Raw genomic sequence first — 22085 nt, 5'->3', positions numbered from 1 at the left:
ACACGGCGCATGCGATGAGGGTGAAAAATGAGTTGACAAGCCTGCGGCCGATGCCTACATTACGCGGCTCACGCAGCTCGCTGAGCGGTGTGACACCTAGCCCAGGTGGCGGAATTGGTAGACGCACTAGCTTCAGGTGCTAGCGGGGGCAACTCCGTGGAGGTTCGAGTCCTCTTCTGGGCACCAATTGTAAACGAAGGCCGCCTTTCAAGGCGGCTTTCGTCTTTTCCGGGATGGCATTGCAGTCAGGAAGGCCGCCTGTCCTGCGTGAACCGTTCACCCTGAGCAGGGTGAGTGCTGTCTTTCGCACTTCAAGCGACTGCCGGCCCCTTCAGCTCGATCATGTTGCCCTGCGGGTCGTAGAGATAGATCGAGGGGCCCTCGCCTCGCGCGCCGTAGCGAGAACCCAGTTCGCCGATGCGCACGCCGTGCGCCCGCAGATGGGCCAGGATCGCCGCTTCGTCGTAATCCTCCACGCGCAGGCACAGGTGGTCCATGTTGTGGCCCTGCGTGCCCGGCGCCGCACCGCCGAGACGGCCAAGCTTGCCGTCGATCGCCACCAGGTCGATCAGCGAGGCGCCGGCGCGCAGTTGCACCAGGCCGATCTCGTCCTGGCGCCGTTCCTCGCGGCAGCCCAGCACCTCGCAATAGAAGCGCTGCATGGCCACCGGGTCGATGGCGCGCAACACCACGTGGTCGATCTCGCCGATGCGGAGCATGCAGGTTCCTCGATGGGACGGGGCGCCAAGCATAGTGCCGGTCCCACCTGAACCGCGGCCCGCGCAGGTGCCCGACCTGTATAATCGCCCGGGTAAACGCATGGTGGGAGAAGCCGCACGCTCCCGACCGGAGCACCGGCTGCCGAAGACGCAACGCCCGTAATCGCTCAGGCCCCACACCACCACGCGTCAACACTCTGGAGAGAGCGGTTGAATCCGCCGCCGAAGGGGCACGAAACGCTGCCGCGTTTCCAAACTCTCAGGCAAAAGGACAGAGGGGCGCCCCGCGTGCGGCACGGCACGTTGTCTGCGGATGCCCTCTCATGACCTCGAAGAACCCGACCTCCCTGCGAGACCTCGAACACCACGGCGCATTCATCGATCGCCACATCGGGCCGGACGACGCCGAGATCGCGCAGATGCTGCGCGTGGTCGGCCACGACTCGCTGGAGTCGATGACCGACGCGATCGTCCCCGGCGCGATCAAGTCCACCGCCCCGCTGGCCCTGCCCGACGCGATCACCGAAGAGGAAGCGCTGGCGAAGATCCGCGCGATCGCCGACAAGAACGAAGTGTTCCGCAGCTTCATCGGCCAGGGCTACTACGGCACCTTCACGCCGAATGTCATCCTGCGCAACATCCTGGAGAACCCGGCCTGGTACACCGCCTACACGCCGTACCAGGCGGAGATCTCGCAAGGCCGCATGGAGGCGCTGATCAACTTCCAGACCATGTGCGCCGACCTCACCGGCATGGAGATCGCCAACGCCTCGCTGCTGGACGAGGCCACCGCTGCGGCCGAGGCGATGACCCTGGCCAAGCGCTCGTGCAAGTCGAAGTCGAACGTGTTCTTCGTCTCGAACGGCGTGCACCCGCAGACATTGGAAGTCGTGCGCACGCGCGCCGAACCGCTGGGCATCGAGCTGGTGGTCGGCGCCGATACCGACGCCGCCGGCACCGACGCGTTCGGCGTGCTGCTGCAGTACCCGGACAGCTTCGGCAGCATCCATGACTACCGCGCGATCGCCGAGGCCGTGCACGCGCGCGGCGGCCTGGTCGCGGTGGCCACCGACCTGCTCGCGCTGACCCTGATCGCCGCGCCCGGCGAATGGGGTGCCGACATCGTGGTCGGCAACTCGCAACGCTTCGGCGTGCCGTTTGGCTTCGGCGGCCCGCACGCGGCCTTCATGGCCTGCCGCGACACGTACAAGCGTTCGATGCCGGGCCGCCTGATCGGCGTGTCGATCGACGCCGAAGGCAAGCCGGCCTACCGGCTGACCCTGCAGACGCGCGAGCAGCACATCCGCCGCGAGAAGGCCACCTCCAACATCTGCACCGCGCAGGTGCTGCTGGCGGTGATGGCCGGCATGTACGCGGTCTACCACGGCCCCGAGGGCCTCGTGCGCATCGCGCGCCGCGTGCATCGCCTGGCGGTGATCCTGACCGTCGCGCTGCGCCGGGCCGGCGTGAAGGTGGGCGGTGATTTCTTCGACACGCTGCACGTCACCGGCATCGATGCCGCGGCGATCCACGCCAGGGCGCGCGCGGCCGGCATCAACCTGCGCGAGCTGGATGCCGGCAGTCTCGGCATCAGCCTGGACGAGACCACCACACGCGCCGACGTCGTCGCCCTGGCCGGCCTGTTCGGCGCCCAGGCGGACATCGACGCGCTGGACGCCGAAGTCCACGACGCGCTGCCGCGTGCGCTGCTGCGCCAGAGCGCCTTCCTCACCCATCCGGTATTCAACACCCACCACAGCGAGCACGAACTGCTGCGCTACCTGCGCACGCTGGCCGACAAGGACCTGGCGATGGACCGCACGATGATCCCGCTGGGTTCGTGCACCATGAAGCTCAACGCCACCGCCGAGATGATGCCGATCACCTGGCCGGAATTCGCCAACATCCACCCGCTGGCCCCAGCCGCGCAGGCGCAGGGCTACAAGGAACTGATCGACGGCCTGGAAGCGATGCTGGTCGAATGCACCGGCTACGACGCGGTGAGCCTGCAGCCGAACTCCGGCGCGCAGGGCGAGTACTCCGGCCTGCTGGCGATCCGCGCGTATCACCGCTCGCGCGGCGAAGCGCACCGTGACATCTGCCTGATCCCCGAATCCGCCCACGGCACCAACCCGGCCTCCGCCCACCTGTGCGGCATGAGCGTGGTGGTGACCAAGTGCGACGCCAACGGCAACGTCGACGTGGAGGACATCCGCCGCGCCGCGGAGAAATATTCCGACCGCCTCGCCGCGCTGATGATCACCTACCCGTCCACGCACGGCGTGTTCGAGGAGGACATCGTGGCGATCTGCGAGATCGTGCATGCCCACGGCGGCCAGGTGTATACCGACGGCGCCAACATGAACGCGCTGGTCGGCGTGGCCAAGCCCGGCAAGTGGGGCTCGGACGTGTCGCACCTGAACCTGCACAAGACTTTCTGCATCCCGCACGGCGGCGGCGGCCCCGGCGTGGGTCCGTGCGCGGTGAAGTCGCACCTCGCCCCGTTCCTGCCGAAGAAGCTCGGCGAGGGCCGCACCGCGGGCATGGTCTCCGCCGCCAGCTTCGGCAGCGCCAGCATCCTGCCGATCAGCTGGATGTACATCGCCATGATGGGCCGGCAGGGCCTGCGCAAGGCTACCCAGGTCGCCCTGCTCAACGCCAACTACATCGCCAAGCGACTGGCGCCGCACTACCCCACCCTGTACACCGGCCGCAATGGCCTGGTCGCGCACGAGTGCATCCTCGACCTGCGCCCGCTCAAGGATGCCACCGGCATCGGCGCCGAGGACGTGGCGAAGCGGCTGATCGACTTCGGCTTCCACGCGCCCACGCTGAGTTTCCCGGTGTCCGGCACCTTGATGGTGGAGCCGACCGAGAGCGAGCCGCGCGTCGAGCTGGACCGCTTCATCGACGCAATGATCCAGATCCGCGACGAGATCCGCGCGATCGAGGAGGGCAAGCTGGATCCCGAGGACAACCCGCTGAAGAACGCGCCACACACCGCCACCATGGTCAGCGCCAGCGAGTGGAGCCACGCCTACCCGCGCGAACTGGCCGCCTTCCCGCTGGCCAGCCTGAAGCTGCAGAAGTACTGGTCGCCGGTGGCCCGCGTCGACAACGTCTACGGCGACAAGAACATCATGTGCGCCTGCATCCCGGTGGATGCGTACAAGGAAGCGGCGGAAGAAGCCTGAGCCGGCAGCGCCGGCTCAACCGGCCGCGACCTGCGACATGCCCGCGGACCGCACGCCAACGTGCGGCCCGGGCCACGCGCACTGCGCTCCCCGTGTCGACAACACCAGTGCGACCTGGTGTTCGACGCGCATGCGCGCGACCTTGGCGGCGAACCAGGCCTTGGGTCCGACCAGCAGCACGGCACAGACCGCATCGGTTCGCCGAAACTCGTCGATACTCTGGCGCAGGTGTGCCAGCAGGCGCTCGCTGAAGGCGTCGTTGAGGGCCTCGACGCGAAATGGCGGAGCCACATACTCGTCGAGCATGCCGGCCAGCAACGTCGCCACCCGCAACGCGAGGCGCCGGTTGTGCCGGGCCACCTCCGGTGCCCCCGCCGGTACCTGCCAGGCACCGTCGATCGCCTGGACCAGGGCGTGGAACTCGCGGCGATTCAACGGCCGCTGCTGCAGCGGCAACCCCCTTCGACCGATCAGCCATGCCTGGTCCGCCGCGGCCAGTGCGTGCGAGCGATGCGTGGCGCGGTCCATCGCCTCGCGCGGGGCCATGCCTTCCGCACCCAACAGCTCCGCCAGCGCCTCGCGTGTCAGCGGCTGCGCCCGTGCGCTGCCGTCCGCCGCGTACCAGCGGCGATACTCCAGCGTGGTGGGGGAAAACAGGTCACGCGGCGGCTTGACCGTGGCACGCGCCTCGTCCGCATCGTCGAGCGTGGGCGCCACGGCACGCAACCCGGCCGCCTGGGCGGCAGCAATGCGATCAAGCAGGATTTCGGCCCTGACCAGATGCTCGTGGTAGGCCGCATGGCGGTCGCTGGCCTCGCGGACAGGCAGGAAGAGGAAACGAAGGCGTGCACCCTGGTTGCCGATCACCGATGGCCCGACACGGGCGACGAAAGCTGTTCTGGACGCGCGCACAAACCGACCTGTTCGCCGGACCTCCGCGGCTGTCCCGCCGCGATGGCCTGGATCTGATGGATTGCCCGCCCTCACCGGGCGGCCTCGCGGCAACGATGGCACACGCCGAAGGCACGGAATGTGGCGGGGAGCGCACTCCTGCGATGATCCGCGTCGGTGAACGCCGCGATTACCGCCGCCTGCGCAAAAGCAGGCATCATGGGCGGCTCGCTACCGGCACGACCCGCGTGCGGGGTCGGTCGGCATCGCGCTGGCGCCACCCCGCCTCCGACCACGACTGACGACCCGCCCATGACCACGACCTGCCCGCCCCCTGCCGACCTGACGGATGCCGAACTGCTGGCGCAGGTGCGCGCCGCCACGCAGCTGTTGGAAACCATCGCCGACGACCGCGCCCTGCTCGATCGGCTGCCCGTGGCCGAACGCCAGCACCTGCACCAGGTCGTGGCGCGGATGTACCACCCCGAACCGGGTGCCCGCCGGATCCGCCTCAAGGCCGCCGAGAAGCAGCGCCACGCTGCACGCATCCAGGCCGAGGACAGCGTGCTGGAACAGACCGGCATCCGTGCACTGCGGCGGCGGCCGGTATTCACCACGCCGAATATCTTCGCGCCCGAGGGCTTCGTCGCCCACGACATTTCGCCCGATCGCGATGCAGCGCAGCCGCGCGAGTCGATCGAGCCGCGCCACTGCTACGTGTGCAAGCAGAAATACACCATCGTGCACGCCTTCTATGACCAGCTCTGCCCGACCTGCGCCGCCTTCAACTACGCCAAACGCGGCGAACTGGCCGACTTGCGCGGGCGCGTGGCGCTGCTCACCGGCGGGCGGGTGAAGATCGGCTACCAGGCCGGCCTGAAGCTGCTGCGTGCCGGCGCCGAACTGCTCGTGACCACGCGCTTCCCGCGTGACTCGGCCGCGCGTTACGCCGCGGAACCGGATTTCGCCGAATGGGGGCATCGCCTGCAGATCTACGGACTGGACCTGCGCCACACGCCCAGCGTCGAGGCGTTCTGCCAGGAGCTGGTGGCGACCCGCCCGCGGCTGGACTTCATCATCAACAACGCCTGCCAGACCGTGCGCCGCCCGCCGGATTTCTACGCCCACATGATGGAGGGCGAAACCGCTGCGCTGCACGACCTGCCCGAGCACGTGCGCCGGCTGGTCGGCCATTACGAAGGCCTGCGCAGCGCGGAGATTCTGCCCGGCGGCAATGCGCTGGCCAGCCGCGCTCCGCAACTGGCCGGGCTGGCCCGCGCCGCCGAGCTGTCGCAAGTTCCCTTGCTGCCGGAAGAACTGCTGGCGCAGAGCCACCTGTTCCCCGAGGGCCGGCTCGACCAGGACCTGCAGCAAATCGACCTGCGTCAGCGCAACTCATGGCGCCTGCTGATGGCCGAGGTGCCATCGGTGGAGTTGCTGGAGGTACAGCTGGTGAACGCGATCGCGCCGTTCATCATCAACGCACGGCTGAAGCCGCTGATGTTGCGCACGGCCGAGCGCGACAAGCACATCGTCAACGTGTCGGCGATGGAAGGCCAGTTCTACCGCAACTTCAAGACCACCCGGCATCCGCACACCAACATGGCCAAGGCGGCGCTGAACATGATGACGCGCACCTCGGCCACCGATTACCACAACGACGGCATCCACATGAATTCGGTCGACACCGGCTGGGTCACCGACGAGGATCCGGCGGAACTGGCCGCCAGGAAGGTGCGCGAGGAGCGCTTCCATCCGCCGCTGGATATCATCGACGGCGCCGCGCGCATCGTCGACCCGATCATCAACGGCATCAACACCGGCGAGCACGTGTGGGGCCAGTTCCTCAAGGATTACCGGCCTACCGACTGGTAGGAGCCCGCTCGCGGGCGATGCTCTGCTCGCCGAAATCGGAAGCCGACGCACGCGGTTGGTGCCCACTGCGCGACAATGCGTTTCCCGCGTGCCCGTTTCAGGTTGCGGTTCGCGGTCTTATGTTGCGTGTCGTGCGCCGACCGGCGCGGCAAACCACGGAGCATTCCATGATCGAACGCAGACCCTTCGACCGCCTGGGCGGAGCCGACCACGGCTGGCTCAACGCGAAACACCACTTCTCCTTCGCCGGCTACCACGACGCGAATCGCATGGGCTGGGGCGCGCTGCGCGTGTGGAACGACGACACCATCGCGCCGCAGACCGGCTTCCCGCCGCACCCGCACGCGGACATGGAGATCATCACCTACGTGCGCGAAGGCGCGATCAGCCACCAGGACAGCCTGGGAAACGCCGGCCGCACCGAAGCCGGCGACGTGCAGGTGATGAGCGCCGGCAGCGGCATCACCCACAGCGAGTACAACCGCGAGGACGTGACCACGCGCATCTTCCAGATCTGGATCATCCCCGACGAGAACGGCCAGCCGCCGTCGTGGGGCGCGCGGCCGTTCCCCAAGGGTGACCGTTCGGGCCGGTTCGTGGCGTTGGCCAGCGGCTTCAAGGAAGACATCGAGGCGCTGCCGCTGCGCACCAACGCACGCGTGCTCGGCGCCACATTGAAAGCCGGCGAAAGCGCCGAGTACACGCTGGCTCCCGGCCGCTACGCCTACCTGGTACCGGCCTCCGGCAAGGTGGACCTCAATGGCGTGCAACTGGAGGCCCGCGACGGCGCCGCGATCCGCCATGAGTCGATGCTGAAGGTCACCGCGCTGGAAGACGCCGAGCTGGTGCTGGTCGACACCGCGCCCTGAGCTTCGCGCAAAGGCCGGTGCGCCGGCTCCCCAGACGGAGCCGGCGCATCCGCTTCGAATTCGACCGCAAGACCCGGAGTGCCACGACGCCGGCCGATCCGTAGATTGCGCCCTGGGCGATAATCGACGGAAGGACCAGCCATGAATACTCCCGAAAAACAGGCCGCACGCGCTGCCACCCTCGCCGACCCGCGCTGGAGCGCGGTGCAGGCGCGCGATGCGCAGGCCGACGGCCGCTTTGTCTATTCGGTGCGCAGCACCGGCGTGTATTGCCGGCCATCCTGCGGAGCACGTCCGGCGCGGCCCGAGAACGTGGCCTTCCACGCCAGCGCCGCCGACGCGGAGCGCGCGGGCTTTCGGCCATGCAAGCGCTGCAAGCCGGACCAGTTGTCACTGGCTGGCCAGCACGCGGCCATGGTCACCGCGGCGTGCCGGGCGATCGAACAGGCCGAGACCGCACCCACCCTCGAACAACTGGCGAAGCCCAGCGGACTCAGCCCGTTCCACTTCCACCGCGTGTTCAAGTCAATCACCGGCGTGACGCCGAAGCAGTACGCCACGGCGCATCGCACCCGCCGCGTGCGCCGCAAGCTGGAACACGGCGCCTCGGTGACGGAAGCCATTTTCGACGCCGGCTACAACGCCAGCAGCCGGTTCTACGAAACCGCCAACCAGGTGCTCGGCATGACGCCTTCGAGCTATCGCACCGGTGGTGCCGACAGCGACATCCGCTTCGCGATCGGCGAATGTTCGCTGGGCGCGATCCTGGTGGCGCAGAGCGAGCGCGGGGTCTGCGCGATCCTGCTCGGCGACGACCCGGATGCACTGGCACGCGAGCTGCAGGACCGCTTCCCGAAGGCGCGCCTGATCGGCGGCGACCGCGATTACGAGCGACTGGTGGCGCAGGTCGTCGGCTTCGTCGAGGCGCCCGCGCTCGGCCTGGACCTGCCGCTGGACGTGCGCGGCACCGCGTTCCAGCAGCGCGTGTGGCGCGCGTTGCGCGACATCCCCGTCGGCAGCACCGCCAGCTACGGCGAGATAGCGCGGCGCATCGGCTCGCCCAAGGCCATGCGGGCGGTGGCACAAGCCTGCGCCGGCAACATGCTGGCGGTGGCCATCCCCTGCCATCGCGTGGTGCGCAGCGACGGCAGCCTGTCCGGCTATCGCTGGGGCGTGCCGCGCAAACGCGCACTGCTGGAGCGCGAGGCGCAGGGATGAACGCGCAGCTCCGGACCGATGCCGGGGTGGATGCGCGGCTGCGCACATACGACTGGGCCAGCCTCGCCGACGAGCTCGACGCACACGGTTGCGCGATGCTGCACGATCTGTTGTCGCCGTCGGAATGCGTCGAACTGGCGCGCATGTACGCGGACGAGGCCCACTTCCGCAGCCGCGTGGTGATGGCCCGCCACGGCTTCGGCCGCGGCGAATACCGCTACTTCAGCTATCCGTTGCCCGAGTTGGTGAGCGCACTGCGCAGCGCGGCCTATCCGCAGCTGGCGCCGATCGCGAACCGCTGGAACGCAACGATGGGGCTGGCCGTACGCTACCCCGCCACGCACGCCGAGTTCATCGATCGTTGCCACGCTGCCGGCCAGCGCCGCCCTACCCCGCTGCTGCTGCAATACGGCACCGGCGACTACAACTGCCTGCACCAGGACCTTTACGGCGAACACGTGTTCCCGCTGCAGATGGCGATCCTGCTGTCCGAGCCGGGGCGCGATTTCCAGGGCGGCGAGTTCGTGCTCACCGAGCAGCGCCCGCGCATGCAGTCACGCGCCGAGGTGGTGCCGCTGCGCCAGGGCTGCGCGGTGCTGTTCGCGGTGCACCAGCGGCCGCTGCAGGGCACGCGCGGCAGCTACCGGGTGAACCTGCGCCACGGCGTCAGCCGCGTGCGCAGCGGCCAGCGGCACACGCTCGGCATCATCTTCCACGACGCCGAATGATCACCACCGACCTGTTCGCCGCCAGCCAGCCGGCCCGCCGCGACGAGCCGCTGTGCGATGGGGCGGTGGTGCTGCGCGGATTCGCGCTGGCCGATGAGGCGCCGCTGCTGCAGGCGATCGAGGCGATCGCGACACAGGCGCCGTTCCGCCATCTGGTCACACCCGGCGGCTTGCGCATGTCGGTGGCGATGACCAATGCCGGCTCGCTGGGCTGGGTCAGCGACCGCCGCGGTTATCGCTATGAAGCGTTCGATCCGGACAGCGGCAAGCCATGGCCGCCGATGCCGGAAGTGTTCCAGCGGCTGGCCACGGCCGCAGCCAGCTGCGCCGGGTTTGCCGGCTTCGTTCCCGATGCCTGCCTGATCAACCGCTACGAGCCCGGCACCCGGCTGAGCCTGCACCAGGATCGCGACGAGCGCGATTTCAGCCAGCCGATCGTGTCGGTGTCGCTGGGCATCCCCGCCGTGTTCCTGTTCGGCGGCCCGCGTCGCGCCGACCCGGTGCGACGGGTACCGCTGGCGCATGGCGACGTGGTGGTGTGGGGTGACCCGGCCCGGTTGCATCATCACGGCGTGCTGGCGCTGAAACCGAACCATCACGCGGTACTCGGCGATGCCCGCATCAACCTGACGTTTCGTCGGGCGGACTGACGCCCAGTCGGTGCCCGTAGACGAGTTTGCCGCCCAGCCAGCCGGCCACGCCCAGGCACAGGAAGCCCAGCATGCTCAAGCCGATCGACAGCAGGCCGGGGGCGATCAACGTGGTGCCATGCAGGCGCAGAAACAGGCTGGTCACGTAACAGGCCAGCGCGCACATCACCATGAGCATGTGACGGTTGACGTCCTTGATCGCCGGGCTGTCCGGGCCAAGCCTGGCCAGCTCGAGGAAACCGGCCAGCATGGCGGGAATCGAGAACCCGATTCCCGTCAACAGCACGATGCCGGCGAACCGCCACGCCGGCTCGCCGAAGGCCAGGCTGGCCAGATCTGCCGCGGTGGCCAGCGACCAGCAGGCCACCGGGAAATGCACCAAGGCCGGATGCAGCGGGTGGCGCATGGCAGTCGCTCAGGCCAGCAGCAGGCTGAGCAGGGTCAGGAAGCCGACCACGGCCACGCCCGCATGCACGAACACCACGGCCTTCGGTGCGACCTGCTTGCGCAGGTGGAACGACGCGAGGAAGAAGCCGCCGAGCGCCGCCAGCACCAGCAGCGCCAGCGCCGCGGTGAGCCGCGCCGGCGCCGCCCCCTGCAGTACCACCAGGATCAGCAGCACCAGGCCGCTGGCGCCGAGCAGCGCATGCAGCAGCGAGATCGCCCATGGCGCCAGCTTGCCGCGCAGGACGCTGGAAGCCAGCACCAGGCCGCCGATGGCGGCAACCGCAAAAACCAGAATCGCGTAGAGCAGCATGTCGTTTCCCCCGCTTGGCACGTTGATGAAATGGATCCGTCGATCGGATGCGGCAGCGCCGGCAAAGGTTCCCGCCCGGCGTCGCCAGCCATCACCATCGACCATGGTTCAGGTGTCCGTTCCGCCGTCGCTTGCTACCCTCGCGGGATCACCCGGTTCGCGAGGCAGGCATGACCCACACCCACGGCATCCACACCATCGACACCGGCTTCGTGCGGCCCCGGTTCGATGCGGCATACCTCATCGGGGAGAACGGTCGCGGCGCGTTCATCGACTGCGGCACGAACTTCGCCGTACCCCGCATGCTGGCGGCGCTGGACGATGCCGGGATCACCGCGGCCGCGGTGGACTGGCTGATCCTCACCCACGTGCACCTGGACCATGCCGGCGGCGCCGGCGAGCTGATCGCACAGCTGCCGAACGCGAAGCTGGTGGTGCACCCGCGCGGGGCGCGCCACATGATCGACCCTTCGGTGCTGTGGGCCGGCGCCAGCGCGGTCTACGGCGAGTCGGTGATGGAACAGACGTATGGACGGCTGCGGCCGATTCCCGCCGAGCGCGTCATCGAGGCGGCAGACGGCCACGTCGTCGACCTTGCCGGCCGCGCCCTGCGCTGCCTCGACACTCCGGGCCACGCGCGCCACCACATCGCCATCCACGACGCTTGCGCCAAGGTCTGCTTCACCGGCGACGTGTTCGGCCTGTCCTATCGCGACTTCGACACCACGAACGGCCCGTTCATCCTGCCCACCACCTCGCCGGTACAGTTCGATCCGGAGGCGTTGCACGCTTCGATCGACCGGCTCGTCGCGCTGCGGCCGCAAGCGATGTACCTCACCCACTACGGTCGCGTCGACGCGGTGGAACGACTGGCCGCCGACCTGCACGCGCAGATCGACGCGATGGTCGCCCTGGCCCGCGACGCGCACGGTCGACCCGATCGGCACGCCGTGCTGGCGGAGTCGCTCACCGATCTTTACGCGACCCGCGCCGAGGCCCATGGCTGGCAGCAGGGGCGCGAAGCGCTGCGCCAGCTGCTCGGCATGGACATCGAGCTGAACGCGCAGGGGCTGGAGGTGTGGCTGGACCGCTGAGCGCCTGCAGCGGTTTCACTTTCCGCGTGCGTCCTGCCGCTCATTTGCCAAGCGTGCCTCGAAGCGCGGTTTCGCCGCCGCGGCATAGGCCCGACAGGCACCGGTGTCGACCAGGGCCGCGGAGGAATGCTCGCGATCCCGTGCGGCGATCTTCTGCATGAGGCCGCTGGCCTCGGGGTGCGGGGTGATGAGGATGTCGCACGGCAGCGCGGCGACGGTCGCGAAGGATCGGCGAAAAGCCGCCACGCGCGCCGGCTCGTCGCTGTAGCGGAAGCCGTCGCGACCGAGCGCAGTGAGGCTGTCGACATAGGCCAGCGTGAGGCAACGCCCCTGCTCGCACGAACGCCAGGTCCACGACGTGCTGCCGGGCGTGTGGCCGGGCGTGTAGTGCGCCGTGACCGCGACCGGCCCCACGCGCACCGCCGCACCATCAGCGACTACCTGCACCGAAGCCACTGCCGGGTAGCGCGTCGCCATGCCGTATTGCGGGTCGTCCGGGTCGTTGCCGCCGGAGCGCAGCTCCTTCGCCCCGGCCGCACTGGCCGCCACCGTGGCGCCGCTGTCGTGCGCCAGCCGCGCGATGGCGCCGGCGTGGTCAAAATGGGCGTGCGAGTTGAGGATCAGCTTCACATCGCGCAGGCGGAAGCCGAGCGCGCGGATGTTCGCTTCGATCTGCGGCGCGTTGGCCGGCAGGGTGCCGTCGATCAGCACATGGCCCTGCGACGAGGTGATCAGGATCGCGCTCAGCCCCTGGGTGCCCACGTACCAGCTGTTGCCATAAATGTGGAAGGGCTGTTGCGGCTTGCTCCAGCGCGCCTCATCCGCTTGTGCGAAACCCGCCGCCGTCAAGGCGACAACCAACCATAGCGCGCGGAAAAATGGATTCATGCCGGGGATTCCGTGGGGACGAGGCCGTCATGCTGGCCGACGGCACGGCGCTGGCGCGGGCACATCGCGGGCAAATTGCGGGCGCGGCTCGTTCAGGCCAGCCGGGTACCGTTCGGCACCGGGCGTTCGACCGCAGTGAGCACCACGCCCTCGTCGGTGGGAAAGCCGGTGAGCAGGAACTGCGAGCGGAACGGGCCGATCTGCTTTTCGGGGAAGTTGATCACGCCCACGACCTGTCGGCCGAGCAGGTCCGCCGCCTGGTACAGCGCGGCGATCTGCGCGCTGGTCTTCTTCTCGCCGTAGGGGCCGAAATCCACCCACACTTTCCACGCCGGCTTGCGCGCCTCGGGGAACGGTTCGACGCGGGTCACCGTGCCGGCGACAACCAGCACTTTCTCGAAATCGGCCCAGCTGATCTCGGGGGGCATCGTTGCACTCATCCTTCCAACCTCGTCTTCAGGCAATCGCGGCCCTGCTGCCACCAGTAACTGGCCTGCGCCGCGAGGTAACCGAATGGCCGATGGGTGTTGCCCAGGCCGTAGTCGGCAAAACGTTTCCAGCCATCATCGCCGTCGGCGATCGCCGCCGCCAGCAGTTCGCCGGCGGCACAGGTCGGCGCCAGCCCGTGGCCGCCGAACGCCTGGGCCCACCAAAGCCCGTCGTCGCTGCCGCCGATCTGCGGCATCTGGTGCCGCGCGTAGCTCATCAGCCCCGACCAGGCGTGCTCGATCCGCACACCGGCCAGTTGCGGGAACACCCGCAGCAGATCCCGCGTCAGCAGGCGCTGCACGCCACGCGGCGAGCGGTTGAGCACCGAGATGCGCCCGCCCCACAGCAGCCGCGTATCCGGCAGCGCACGGTAGTAGTCGAACGCGAAGCGACTGTCGTAGATCGCCGCGCGGGTGTGCAGGCATTCGTCCAGCCGATCGCCGAGCGGTTCGGTGACCATCACGTAGGTGGCGATCGGCAGGATGGCCCGGTCGATCGACTTGCGCAGGCCGGCCAGGTAGCCGCCGCAGGCCAGCACCACCTGATCGGCCAGCACCTCGCCCTGCGCGGTACGCACGCGCCATTGCAGCCCTTCGCGGGCGAGGCTGCGCACGCCGCTGCGCTCGTGGATGCGCACGCCCTGCCCGGCCGCCGCCGCGGCCAGACCGATCGCGTAGTTGAGCGGATGCAGGTGCAGCGCATCGCGCTCGTACAGGCCATCGTGATAACGCTCGCTGCGGACAAGTGCGCGCAACTCCGCCTCGGGCAACCATTGCCAGTTCACGCCGTAATGTTCGGCCAGCAGTTGCTGGCGTTGGCGCAGCACCGCGGGATCGCGGAACCAGTTGGCCCAGATCACGCCTTCGTCGACCATGTCGCAGGCGATCGCATAGTCGGCGACGCGCTGGCGGATGCGCCCGACCGCCTCGGTGGTGAGCTTGAACAGCGTGTGCGCACGGGCTTCGCCCAACTGGTCGAGCAGCGACTGCTCGCCCAACGAGTAGCCGGCGAAGACGAAACCGCCGTTGCGCCCGGAGGCGCCGAAGCCGACCTGTTCGCGCTCCAGCAGCACCACCTCGCGCACGCCGCGCTCGGCCAGACCCAGCGCCGTGTTCAATCCCGCAAAGCCGCCGCCGATCACGGCAACGCGTGCGTGCGTGCTGCCATGAAGCGGCTGCCAGGCCGGGTACGACGTGGCGGTGGCGCGGTAGTAGGAAGTGGACGAGGGGGATTTCATGTTGCAGCGATGGGCGGCGCCGGTGTGCGTATCCGGGCAAGCATATCCCTCATGCCCGCGCGTGATGGCAGCCGTGGTTCAAAGCTGGCCGAGGAACTCTCGCACGGTGGGCGCGAGTTTCGGATCCTGCATCGCCATGTGCATGGTGGCGCGCACCAGTCCGGCCTTGTTGCCGCAATCGAAACGGGTGCCTTCGAAGCGGTAGGCCAGCACCTTGCCCTGTTCCTTCAGCAGCGCGTCGATCGCGTCGGTGAGCTGGATCTCGCCGCCGGCGCCGGGCGTGGTCTGCTCCAGCAACTGGAAGATGCGGCCCGGCAGCACGTAGCGGCCGACTACGGCCAGGTTCGAGGGTGCGTCGGCCGGCTTGGGCTTCTCCACCATGCTGCGGATCCGCGCGCTGCGCGCGTCGACCGGCACGGCATCGACGATGCCGTACTTGTCGGTCTGGTCGTGGGGCACTTCCTCCACCGCGATCACGCCGGCAGCCTGCGCCTCGGCCAGCTCCGCCATCTGCCGCAACGCGCCCTTGCCGGCGCCGTTCCAGATCAGGTCATCCGGCAGGATCACGCCGAACGGCTCGTCGCCGACCACCGGCTTGGCGCACAGCACGGCATGGCCCAGGCCAAGCGCCTCGGGCTGGGTCACGAAGATCGCCCGCACGTGCCGCGGCAAGGTGCCCTGCACCAGCGCCAGCAGTTCGGCCTTGCCCTTCTCGTGCAGCTTCGATTCCAGCTCGTAGGCCTTGTCGAAGTAGTCGGCGATGGCGTGCTTGTAGCGGTTGGTGACGAAGATCAGCGTATCGGCCCCGGCATCGACGGCCTCGTCAACGGCGTACTGGATCAGGGGTTTGTCGAGGACTGGCAGCATCTCCTTGGCGACCACCTTGGTCGCCGGAAGAAAGCGGGTGCCGAGTCCGGCGACGGGAAACACCACTTTGCGCAGGGGCTTGCTCACTCATTGATCTCCGGGTTGGCGCGACGGATCGACACCACGTTGTCCGGCTGCGCCGATTCACTCCAGCGGAACGAAGGCAGCAGACTGGACACGCAGCGGCGAAGTTCTTCCTCGTTGAAAACGTCGGCCGCCTCGGCAGCCTTGTGCAGCAGGGCCTGCAGCAACTCCCACGACACCTCCCGGTGTTGCGCCAGGAAGATCTTGGCGTGTTTGGTGGCGCTGTAGTTTTCCAGCGGGTGGAACAGTTCCTCGAACAACTTTTCGCCGGCACGCAGGCCGGTGTACACGATCGGGATCTCGCTGCCCGGCTTCTTGCCGGCAAGGCGGATCATCTGCTCGGCCAGGTCGCGGATCCTCACCGGCTCGCCCATGTCGAGCGCGAAGATCTCGCCGCCCTCGCCGATGCTGGCCGTCTGCAGGATCAGCTGGCAGGCCTCGGGGATGGTCATGAAGTAACGGGAGATCTCCGGATGCGTCACGGTGACCGGACCACCTTCGCGGATCTGCCGGCGGAACAGCGGCACCACCGAGCCGGCCGAATCCAGCACGTTGCCGAAGCGCACCGTCATGAAGCGGGTGTCGGCATGCGCGTCGAGGTTCTGGCAATAGATCTCGGCCACGCGCTTGCAGGCGCCCATCACGCTGGTGGGATTCACCGCCTTGTCGGTGGAGATCAGCACGAAGCATGACACCCCGACTGCGCAGGCGGCATCGGCCACCGTGCGGGTGCCCAGCACGTTGTTGCAGAACGCAGCGCGCAACTGCCCCTGCAGCATCGGCACGTGCTTGTAGGCCGCGGCATGGAACACCACCTCGGGTTTCGTTTCGGCAAACACCTTGCGCATCGCCGCCTGATCGCAGCAATTGGCCAGGACGCCGTCGAGGATCAGTTCGGGGAAGTTGCTGCGCAGCTCCTGCGTGATCCGGTACAGGTTGTACTCGCTCAACTCCACCACGGTCAGCGCCTGCGCACCCAGCCGCGCCACCTGCCTGCACAGTTCCGAGCCGATCGAACCGCCACCGCCGGTGACCAGTACGCGTCGCCCGCTCAGGGTGTTGCGGATCGCGGTCCAGTCCAGCTCGACCGTGTCGCGGCCCAGCAGATCCTCGATCGCCACTTCCTTGATCTGGTTCAACTGTGCGCGGCCCGCCACGATGTCCTCGATGCGCGGCACCGTGCGGTAGGGCAGATCGGTGCTGTCGCACAAGGCCACCACGCGCCGCATCTCGGCCGTCGTGGCACCGGGCATGGCGATCAGCAGCATGTCCGCCGCCGCGCTGCGCACCAGTTCCGGCAGCTGGTCGAGCTGCCCCAACACCGGGCGACCGTTGATGCTGGCGCCCCGCAGGCTGGGCGTGTCGTCGACGAAACCGACCACCGCGTAGCGGTTGTCGCGGCGCAGATCGCGCGACAGCACTTCGCCGGCGCGATCGGCGCCCACGATCAGCACCCGCTTCGCGTCGCTCCCCTTGAACAGATCGGTGCGACTGTCCTTCCAGTAGCGATAGGCCAACCGCGGACCGCCCAGCAATACGGCGAGCAGGCCGGGGTACAGCACCAACACCGAACGCGGCACCCCCAGCAGGCGGTTGTAGAAAAACAGGCACAGCCCGATGGCCAGCGCGCCGATGGCCACGGCGCGCACGATGTTCCACAGATCCGGCAAGCTGGCGAAACGCCAGACGCTCTTGTACAGCCCCGTCCAGCGGAAGATCAGGCCCTGCACCAGCAGCACCAGCGGAAACTCGAGCAGCTGGAAGCTGAACACCTCGTCCGGGCGCAGCGTGTAGCGCAACCACTTGGCGATCCACCACGCCAGCGCCGCCATCAGCAAGTCGTGAAAGACGACTGCCACGCGCGGATGAATGAAGCCGACAAGCTTACGCAGTGACATGGAGGTCCTTGCTCGGATGGCGTCGCACCAGGCGACTTTTCAGGTACAACCAGATGAGCGCCGCGCCCGCATAAACGCCTATGGTAATGGCGGGCGCGGCGTGCAGATGACTGCCGGCCAACCAGGCCAGCGGCGCCGCCACCAGCAGGTTCCAGCCGAGGTAGGCCGCGTCCGCCAGGGAGTGACTGCCGGCACGACGTGCCAGCCACTGGTAGAGGTGTTCGCGATGCGCACTGTACCAGCGGCGCCCACGCCATATCCGTGTCAGCAAGGTGAGGCCGGCATCCGCCACGAACGCCGAGGAAAGGATCAACGCCGGCCACAGCCACGCCGGGTCCACCCGCCACAGCATCACGCTGAAGGCAAACACCAGCAGGCCGATGCTGCCGCTACCCACGTCGCCCAGGAAAATCCGCGCCGGCGGCCAGTTGAAGCATCCGAACGCCAGCGCCGATGCCGCCAGGCAAGCGGCGGCAAGCGCCAGCGCGGGCTGGTCCGCGGCCGATGCCAGGACCGCCAGGCCACTGCCCACGAAAACCGCCTGCTGCGCCAGCAAGCCGTCGATGCCATCCATGAAGTTGTGCAGGTTGATGCTCCACGCCCCGCCGACCACCAGCAGCGGCAGCCACCACCAGGCGACCGACCATGCCTGCAGGCCGCTGCACAGCAAGGCGCAGGCCAGCAACTGCACGGCCAGCCGCGGCCAGGCCGGAAGCGGACGATGATCGTCCCACCAGCCCGCCAGCGCGACCAGCAGCAGGGCCAGGCACGAAAGGCCGAGCAATCCGGGCGTCGGAAACGTCGCGCGCAGGCTCCATGTCACGCCGGGCAGGCATACCAGCATGGCGACGACGATGCCGATGCCGCCGCCGCGTGGGGTCGGCAGATGGTGCGAACGACGTTGTCCAGGCAGGTCGAGCATGCCTCGCCGATGTGCGTAGCCGATCGCGCCGCGAACCAGTAGCGCGGTGATCAGAAAGGCCGCCAGCAACCATCCGATGGTCATCAGCATCGTCATGTCACTCGCCGGCCACTCCGTGGATCGGCCGGATCGTGCTCCAGCTCTTGCAGCTGGGACATTGCCAGTGGTGTGCCTTGGCGCCGAATCCGCAGCGGTTGCAGCGGTACATCGCCTGCCCTTCGAGCAGCTTGCGGGTGAGGTCGCGCAGGATCAGGAAATTCTCCCTCGCCTCGCCCTCGATCTTGTCCATCGTGGCATCGAGCAGCGTCATCAGACCGCGTACCGACGGCCGCTGGCGCAACTGCGCAGTGAGAAAGTCGACCGCCGCCCGTTCGCCGTCGCGCTGGCGATACAGGTTGGTCAGCGCCAGGATCGGCGAGACGCCGTGATAGCGCCCCATCATGTTGCGCAGGAAGGCCTCGGCACGGTCCATCTGCTGCGCGCGGGCATAGCTGTTGAGCAGCGGCGGAAGGATGTCGGGAGTAAAGGCACTGTCGGCCTTGATCGCCGCCTCGAGCGCATCGATGGCCTCGGCGTGCTGGCCGTCCTCGGCGTGCAGACGTCCGGTGATCATGAACGCACGCACGCACTCGGGCTGGCACTCGAACGCCTGATGCAGGTACTCCCGTGCCTCGGCGCGGGCGCCATGCTGGCGGGCGCGCTCGGCCAGCTCGCAGTAGAACTGGGCGATCATCGGCGTCTCGTCGTCACCGGTCATCACTTCCAGCCGCCGCGCGTGCTCGATCGCCTTGTGCCAGTCGCGCTCATGCTGGTAGATCGCGATCAGGTGGCGCAGCGCCGAAGGCGCGTGCGAGTTCATCGCAACCAGGTCGGCAAACAGGGCCTCGGCGCGATCCAGCAGGCCCGAGCGCATGTAATCCTCGCCGAGCTCCAGCAGGGCCACGGTCTTCATCGCCTCGGACAGACCCGGTCGCGAAACCAGATGCTGGTGCAGCCGTATCGCCCGATCCACCTCGCCGCGCCGCCGGAACAGGTTGCCCAGGGCGAGGTGCGTCTCCACCGTGTCACGGTTGTATTCGGCCAGCTTCAGGAAGACTTCGATGGCCTTGTCCTGCTCCTCGTTGAGCAGGTAGTTCAGGCCGCGGAAATAGTCCGACGACAGGGTGCTGACGTCGACGCCGGCCCGCCGCGCAACCACCAGGCGCGAAGCCCACCAACCCAGCACGAAGGCGACGGGGAGCAATGCGGCCAGCACATACAGGGGATTCATGGCTTGGTCGGCGGCTTCCTGTCCGCGCCCGGAGTGTGTCGCGAACGCCGTGGCCGCACACCGATCCACGCGGTCACGCCGCCCAGCAACCAGCCCACCACCAGGGCGCCCAGCAGCGCGGCCCCCTTGGGCAACCGCAGTTGGGCAAAGCCGAAGTCGTAACCGACCATTTCCGCATTCAGCGCACCCAGCACGATGCCGGCGGCGACGAAAACGGCCAGGATGATGAGGGCAAGCAATCGCATGCTCGAACTTTACCCGATTGGCGCAGTCGGGCACAGGCGCTGCCGACGCCGGCCGTCGTGCAGGCAAAAAGAAGGCAGGATCGGCTCGCGCCGCCTGCCTCGCGTACTCCGGGCGATGGACTCAACCGGCATCCTTCTCCAGGTCGAGATTGACTCGCTCGCGCAATTCCTTGCCCGGCTTGAAATGGGGAACGTGCTTGCCCGGCAGGGCCACGGCTTCGCCAGTCTTTGGGTTGCGCCCCATCCGCGGCGGCCGGTAGTGCAACGCAAAGCTGCCGAAGCCGCGCACTTCGATGCGTTCGCCCTGGGCCAGTGCCAGGCTCATCTGTTCGATGACGCTCTTGACGGCCATCTCGACATCGGCAAACGCGAGATGGGTCTGGCGCCTGGCCAGCGCTTCGATCAATTCGGATTTGGTCATGGGCCCCAATGTCCGTGACGTGAAACGGCGGGGCGGCTGGTGCCGCCCCGCGTCGTGCCTGCAACGAAAGACTCAGTCGGCCTTGTTGAACTGTTCCTTCAACAACGCGCCGAGCTTGGTCGTGCCACTGGCGGCCGAAGAGTAGTCCACTGCGGCCTCGGGAGCGTCTTCCTCGTCCTTGGCGCGGATCGAGAGCGCCAGCTGGCGACCCTTGCGATCCATGCCGGTGAACTTGGCCTCCACCGCATCGCCCACCTTCAGGTGCTGGGTAGCATCGTCGATGCGCTCCTTGGCGATGTCGTTGGCGCGCAGATAACCCTCGACGCCCTCGCCCAGGTCGATCACCGCACCCTTGGCGTCGACTTCCTTGACGGTGCCGTTGACGATGCTGCCGCGCGGATTCGCCGCCATGAACTGGCCGAACGGATCCTGCTCCATCTGCTTGATGCCGAGGCTGATACGCTCGCGCTCCGGGTCGACTGCCAGCACCACGGCCTCGATCTCCTCGCCCTTCTTGAAGTCGCGCACGAGATCTTCGCCGGACACCTGCCAGGAGATGTCGGACAGGTGCACCAGGCCGTCGATGCCGCCTTCCAGGCCGATGAATACGCCGAAGTCGGTGATCGACTTGATCTGGCCGGAGACCTTGTCGCCCTTCTTGTGCATGGCAGCGAAGGCTTCCCACGGGTTCGAGCGGGTCTGCTTGATGCCCAGCGAGATGCGGCGACGCTCTTCATCCACGTCCAGCACGGTCACTTCGGTCTCGTCGCCGACCTGTACCACCTTGGCCGGATTGACGTTCTTGTTGGTCCAGTCCATCTCGGACACGTGCACCAGGCCTTCCACGCCCGGCTCGATCTCGACGAAGCAGCCGTAATCGGTGACGTTGGAGACCTTGCCGAAGATGCGGCTGCCGACCGGGTAGCGACGCGAGATGTTCACCCACGGATCGTCGCCCAGCTGCTTCAGACCCAGCGAAACGCGGTTGCGTTCCTTGTCGTACTTCAGCACGCGAACGTCGAGCTCGTCGCCGACGTTGACCACCTCGGACGGATGGCGCACGCGCTTCCACGCCATGTCGGTGATGTGCAGCAGGCCGTCGATGCCGCCCAGGTCCACGAACGCGCCGTAATCGGTGAGGTTCTTCACCACGCCCTTGACGACGGCACCCTCGACCAGGCGCTCCAGCAGCTTCTCGCGCTCCTCGGAGAACTCGGTCTCGACGACGGCGCGGCGGCTGACCACCACGTTGTTGCGCTTGCGATCCAGCTTGATGATCTTGAACTCGAGTTCCTTGCCCTCGAGGTAGGTCGGCTCGCGCACCGGGCGCACGTCGACCAGCGAACCGGGCAGGAACGCGCGGACATCCTTGATGTCGACGGTGAAGCCACCCTTGACCTTGCCGGAAATCATGCCGACGATGGTCTCTTCCTTGTCGAACGCCTGCTCCAGGTCGTCCCACACCATCGAACGCTTGGCCTTCTCGCGCGACAGCTTGGTCTCGCCGAAACCGTCTTCCAGGGCTTCGAGGGCTACCTTCACCTCGTCGCCAACCTGCACCTCCAGCACACCTTCCTCGTTCTTGAACTGCTCGATCGGGACGATGCCTTCGCTCTTCAGGCCTGCATTGATCACGACGACGTCGTTGCGGATTTCCACGACGATGCCGGTGACAATGGCGCCGGGCTTCAGCTTGGAGATGGCCTGCTGGCTCTGTTCAAACAGTTCGGCAAAACTTTCAGTCATGTTGATTCCATAGTGGGAAAGGA

General features: G+C 67.7%; 21 protein-coding genes, 1 tRNA gene and 1 riboswitch. Of the genes, 8 read left to right on the top strand and 14 right to left on the bottom strand.

Features of this window, described 5'->3' with window-relative positions; all coding sequences use genetic code 11:
- Positions 1 to 99: 99 nt before the first annotated feature.
- A tRNA-Leu gene (locus B1991_RS10600) sits at positions 100 to 186 on the top strand.
- A gap of 125 nt (positions 187 to 311) precedes the next feature.
- Here the strand turns inward: B1991_RS10600 and B1991_RS10595 are convergent.
- Positions 312 to 719, bottom strand: a complete 408-nt coding sequence (locus B1991_RS10595) for a VOC family protein (protein WP_136258697.1) — start codon at positions 717 to 719, stop codon at positions 312 to 314.
- Between the two features lie 187 nt (positions 720 to 906).
- A riboswitch (glycine riboswitch) is annotated at positions 907 to 1004 on the top strand.
- Positions 1005 to 1042: 38 nt separating this feature from the next.
- Between B1991_RS10595 and gcvP the strand changes: the two genes are divergently transcribed.
- Positions 1043 to 3913, top strand: a complete 2871-nt coding sequence (gcvP, locus tag B1991_RS10590; RefSeq protein WP_136258696.1) for an aminomethyl-transferring glycine dehydrogenase — start codon at positions 1043 to 1045, stop codon at positions 3911 to 3913.
- Between the two features lie 15 nt (positions 3914 to 3928).
- On the opposite strand, the gene B1991_RS10585 is transcribed toward gcvP, so the two are convergent.
- Positions 3929 to 4780, bottom strand: a complete 852-nt coding sequence (locus B1991_RS10585) for a hypothetical protein (RefSeq protein WP_136258695.1) — start codon at positions 4778 to 4780, stop codon at positions 3929 to 3931.
- Between the two features lie 336 nt (positions 4781 to 5116).
- Here B1991_RS10585 and B1991_RS10580 point away from each other — a divergent pair, with 336 nt between their 5' ends.
- The 5 genes from B1991_RS10580 to alkB all read left to right on the top strand — a co-directional run bounded on the left by B1991_RS10580 (position 5117) and on the right by alkB (position 10144).
- Complete coding sequence (locus tag B1991_RS10580) at positions 5117 to 6679, top strand: SDR family NAD(P)-dependent oxidoreductase (protein ID WP_136258694.1); 1563 nt, start codon at positions 5117 to 5119, stop codon at positions 6677 to 6679.
- A gap of 167 nt (positions 6680 to 6846) precedes the next feature.
- Complete coding sequence (locus B1991_RS10575) at positions 6847 to 7548, top strand: pirin family protein (RefSeq protein ID WP_136258693.1); 702 nt, start codon at positions 6847 to 6849, stop codon at positions 7546 to 7548.
- Between the two features lie 141 nt (positions 7549 to 7689).
- Positions 7690 to 8766 (top strand): bifunctional DNA-binding transcriptional regulator/O6-methylguanine-DNA methyltransferase Ada, encoded by a 1077-nt coding sequence (gene ada / locus B1991_RS10570; protein ID WP_136258692.1) that lies wholly within the window; start codon positions 7690 to 7692, stop codon positions 8764 to 8766.
- On the top strand, positions 8763 to 9494 hold the full coding sequence (locus tag B1991_RS10565; protein ID WP_136258691.1) for a 2OG-Fe(II) oxygenase: 732 nt from the start codon (positions 8763 to 8765) through the stop codon (positions 9492 to 9494). Before ada ends, B1991_RS10565 begins: the two co-directional genes overlap by 4 nt.
- Positions 9491 to 10144: a DNA oxidative demethylase AlkB gene (gene alkB, locus B1991_RS10560; RefSeq protein WP_136258690.1), complete on the top strand. Its 654-nt coding sequence runs from the start codon at positions 9491 to 9493 to the stop codon at positions 10142 to 10144. The genes B1991_RS10565 and alkB overlap by 4 nt, the downstream gene beginning before the upstream one ends.
- Here the strand turns inward: alkB and B1991_RS10555 are convergent.
- Positions 10116 to 10550, bottom strand: a complete 435-nt coding sequence (locus B1991_RS10555) for a DUF2231 domain-containing protein (RefSeq protein ID WP_136258689.1) — start codon at positions 10548 to 10550, stop codon at positions 10116 to 10118. The two genes, alkB and B1991_RS10555, sit on opposite strands and share 29 nt — an antisense overlap.
- A gap of 9 nt (positions 10551 to 10559) precedes the next feature.
- Positions 10560 to 10901 carry a hypothetical protein gene (locus B1991_RS10550; protein ID WP_168709620.1) on the bottom strand — a complete coding sequence of 114 codons (342 nt, stop codon included), beginning with the start codon at positions 10899 to 10901 and terminating at the stop codon, positions 10560 to 10562.
- A gap of 170 nt (positions 10902 to 11071) precedes the next feature.
- Between B1991_RS10550 and B1991_RS10545 the strand changes: the two genes are divergently transcribed.
- Entirely contained in the window at positions 11072 to 11995 is a 924-nt protein-coding gene (locus B1991_RS10545) for an MBL fold metallo-hydrolase (RefSeq protein ID WP_136258688.1), read from the top strand.
- A 15-nt stretch (positions 11996 to 12010) separates the two neighbouring features.
- On the opposite strand, the gene bla is transcribed toward B1991_RS10545, so the two are convergent.
- The 10 genes from bla to rpsA all read right to left on the bottom strand — a co-directional run bounded on the left by bla (position 12011) and on the right by rpsA (position 22062).
- The gene (gene bla / locus B1991_RS10540; protein ID WP_136258687.1) at positions 12011 to 12883 is read right to left on the bottom strand and encodes a subclass B3 metallo-beta-lactamase; all 873 of its coding nucleotides are present in this window, start codon (positions 12881 to 12883) and stop codon (positions 12011 to 12013) included.
- 92 nt (positions 12884 to 12975) lie between these two features.
- Positions 12976 to 13323: a tRNA-binding protein gene (locus B1991_RS10535; RefSeq protein ID WP_136258686.1), complete on the bottom strand. Its 348-nt coding sequence runs from the start codon at positions 13321 to 13323 to the stop codon at positions 12976 to 12978.
- Positions 13320 to 14609 carry an NAD(P)/FAD-dependent oxidoreductase gene (locus B1991_RS10530; protein ID WP_136258685.1) on the bottom strand — a complete coding sequence of 430 codons (1290 nt, stop codon included), beginning with the start codon at positions 14607 to 14609 and terminating at the stop codon, positions 13320 to 13322. The genes B1991_RS10535 and B1991_RS10530 overlap by 4 nt, the downstream gene beginning before the upstream one ends.
- 78 nt (positions 14610 to 14687) lie before the next feature.
- Positions 14688 to 15563, bottom strand: a complete 876-nt coding sequence (gene galU, locus B1991_RS10525; RefSeq protein ID WP_136258684.1) for a UTP--glucose-1-phosphate uridylyltransferase GalU — start codon at positions 15561 to 15563, stop codon at positions 14688 to 14690.
- Positions 15560 to 17458, bottom strand: coding sequence for a polysaccharide biosynthesis protein (locus tag B1991_RS10520; RefSeq protein ID WP_136258683.1), 1899 nt, complete (start codon positions 17456 to 17458; stop codon positions 15560 to 15562). The genes galU and B1991_RS10520 overlap by 4 nt, the downstream gene beginning before the upstream one ends.
- Positions 17445 to 18470: an MraY family glycosyltransferase gene (locus B1991_RS10515; RefSeq protein ID WP_136258708.1), complete on the bottom strand. Its 1026-nt coding sequence runs from the start codon at positions 18468 to 18470 to the stop codon at positions 17445 to 17447. The genes B1991_RS10520 and B1991_RS10515 overlap by 14 nt, the downstream gene beginning before the upstream one ends.
- A 7-nt stretch (positions 18471 to 18477) precedes the next feature.
- A complete protein-coding gene (lapB, locus tag B1991_RS10510) occupies positions 18478 to 19650 on the bottom strand; it encodes a lipopolysaccharide assembly protein LapB (protein WP_136258682.1) in 1173 nt (390 codons plus the stop codon).
- Entirely contained in the window at positions 19647 to 19895 is a 249-nt protein-coding gene (locus B1991_RS10505) for a LapA family protein (RefSeq protein ID WP_136258681.1), read from the bottom strand. The genes lapB and B1991_RS10505 overlap by 4 nt, the downstream gene beginning before the upstream one ends.
- 121 nt (positions 19896 to 20016) lie before the next feature.
- On the bottom strand, positions 20017 to 20325 hold the full coding sequence (locus B1991_RS10500; RefSeq protein ID WP_281280541.1) for an integration host factor subunit beta: 309 nt from the start codon (positions 20323 to 20325) through the stop codon (positions 20017 to 20019).
- 63 nt (positions 20326 to 20388) lie between these two features.
- On the bottom strand, positions 20389 to 22062 hold the full coding sequence (rpsA, locus tag B1991_RS10495; protein WP_136258679.1) for a 30S ribosomal protein S1: 1674 nt from the start codon (positions 22060 to 22062) through the stop codon (positions 20389 to 20391).
- Positions 22063 to 22085 lie beyond the last annotated feature (23 nt).

It is taken from the genome of Rhodanobacter lindaniclasticus, assembly GCF_004799035.1.
In the GTDB taxonomy this organism is placed as follows: domain Bacteria; phylum Pseudomonadota; class Gammaproteobacteria; order Xanthomonadales; family Rhodanobacteraceae; genus Rhodanobacter; species Rhodanobacter lindaniclasticus.
Note: the sequence above shows the minus strand (reverse complement) of the source record. Positions and strands in the feature narration are given on the sequence as shown.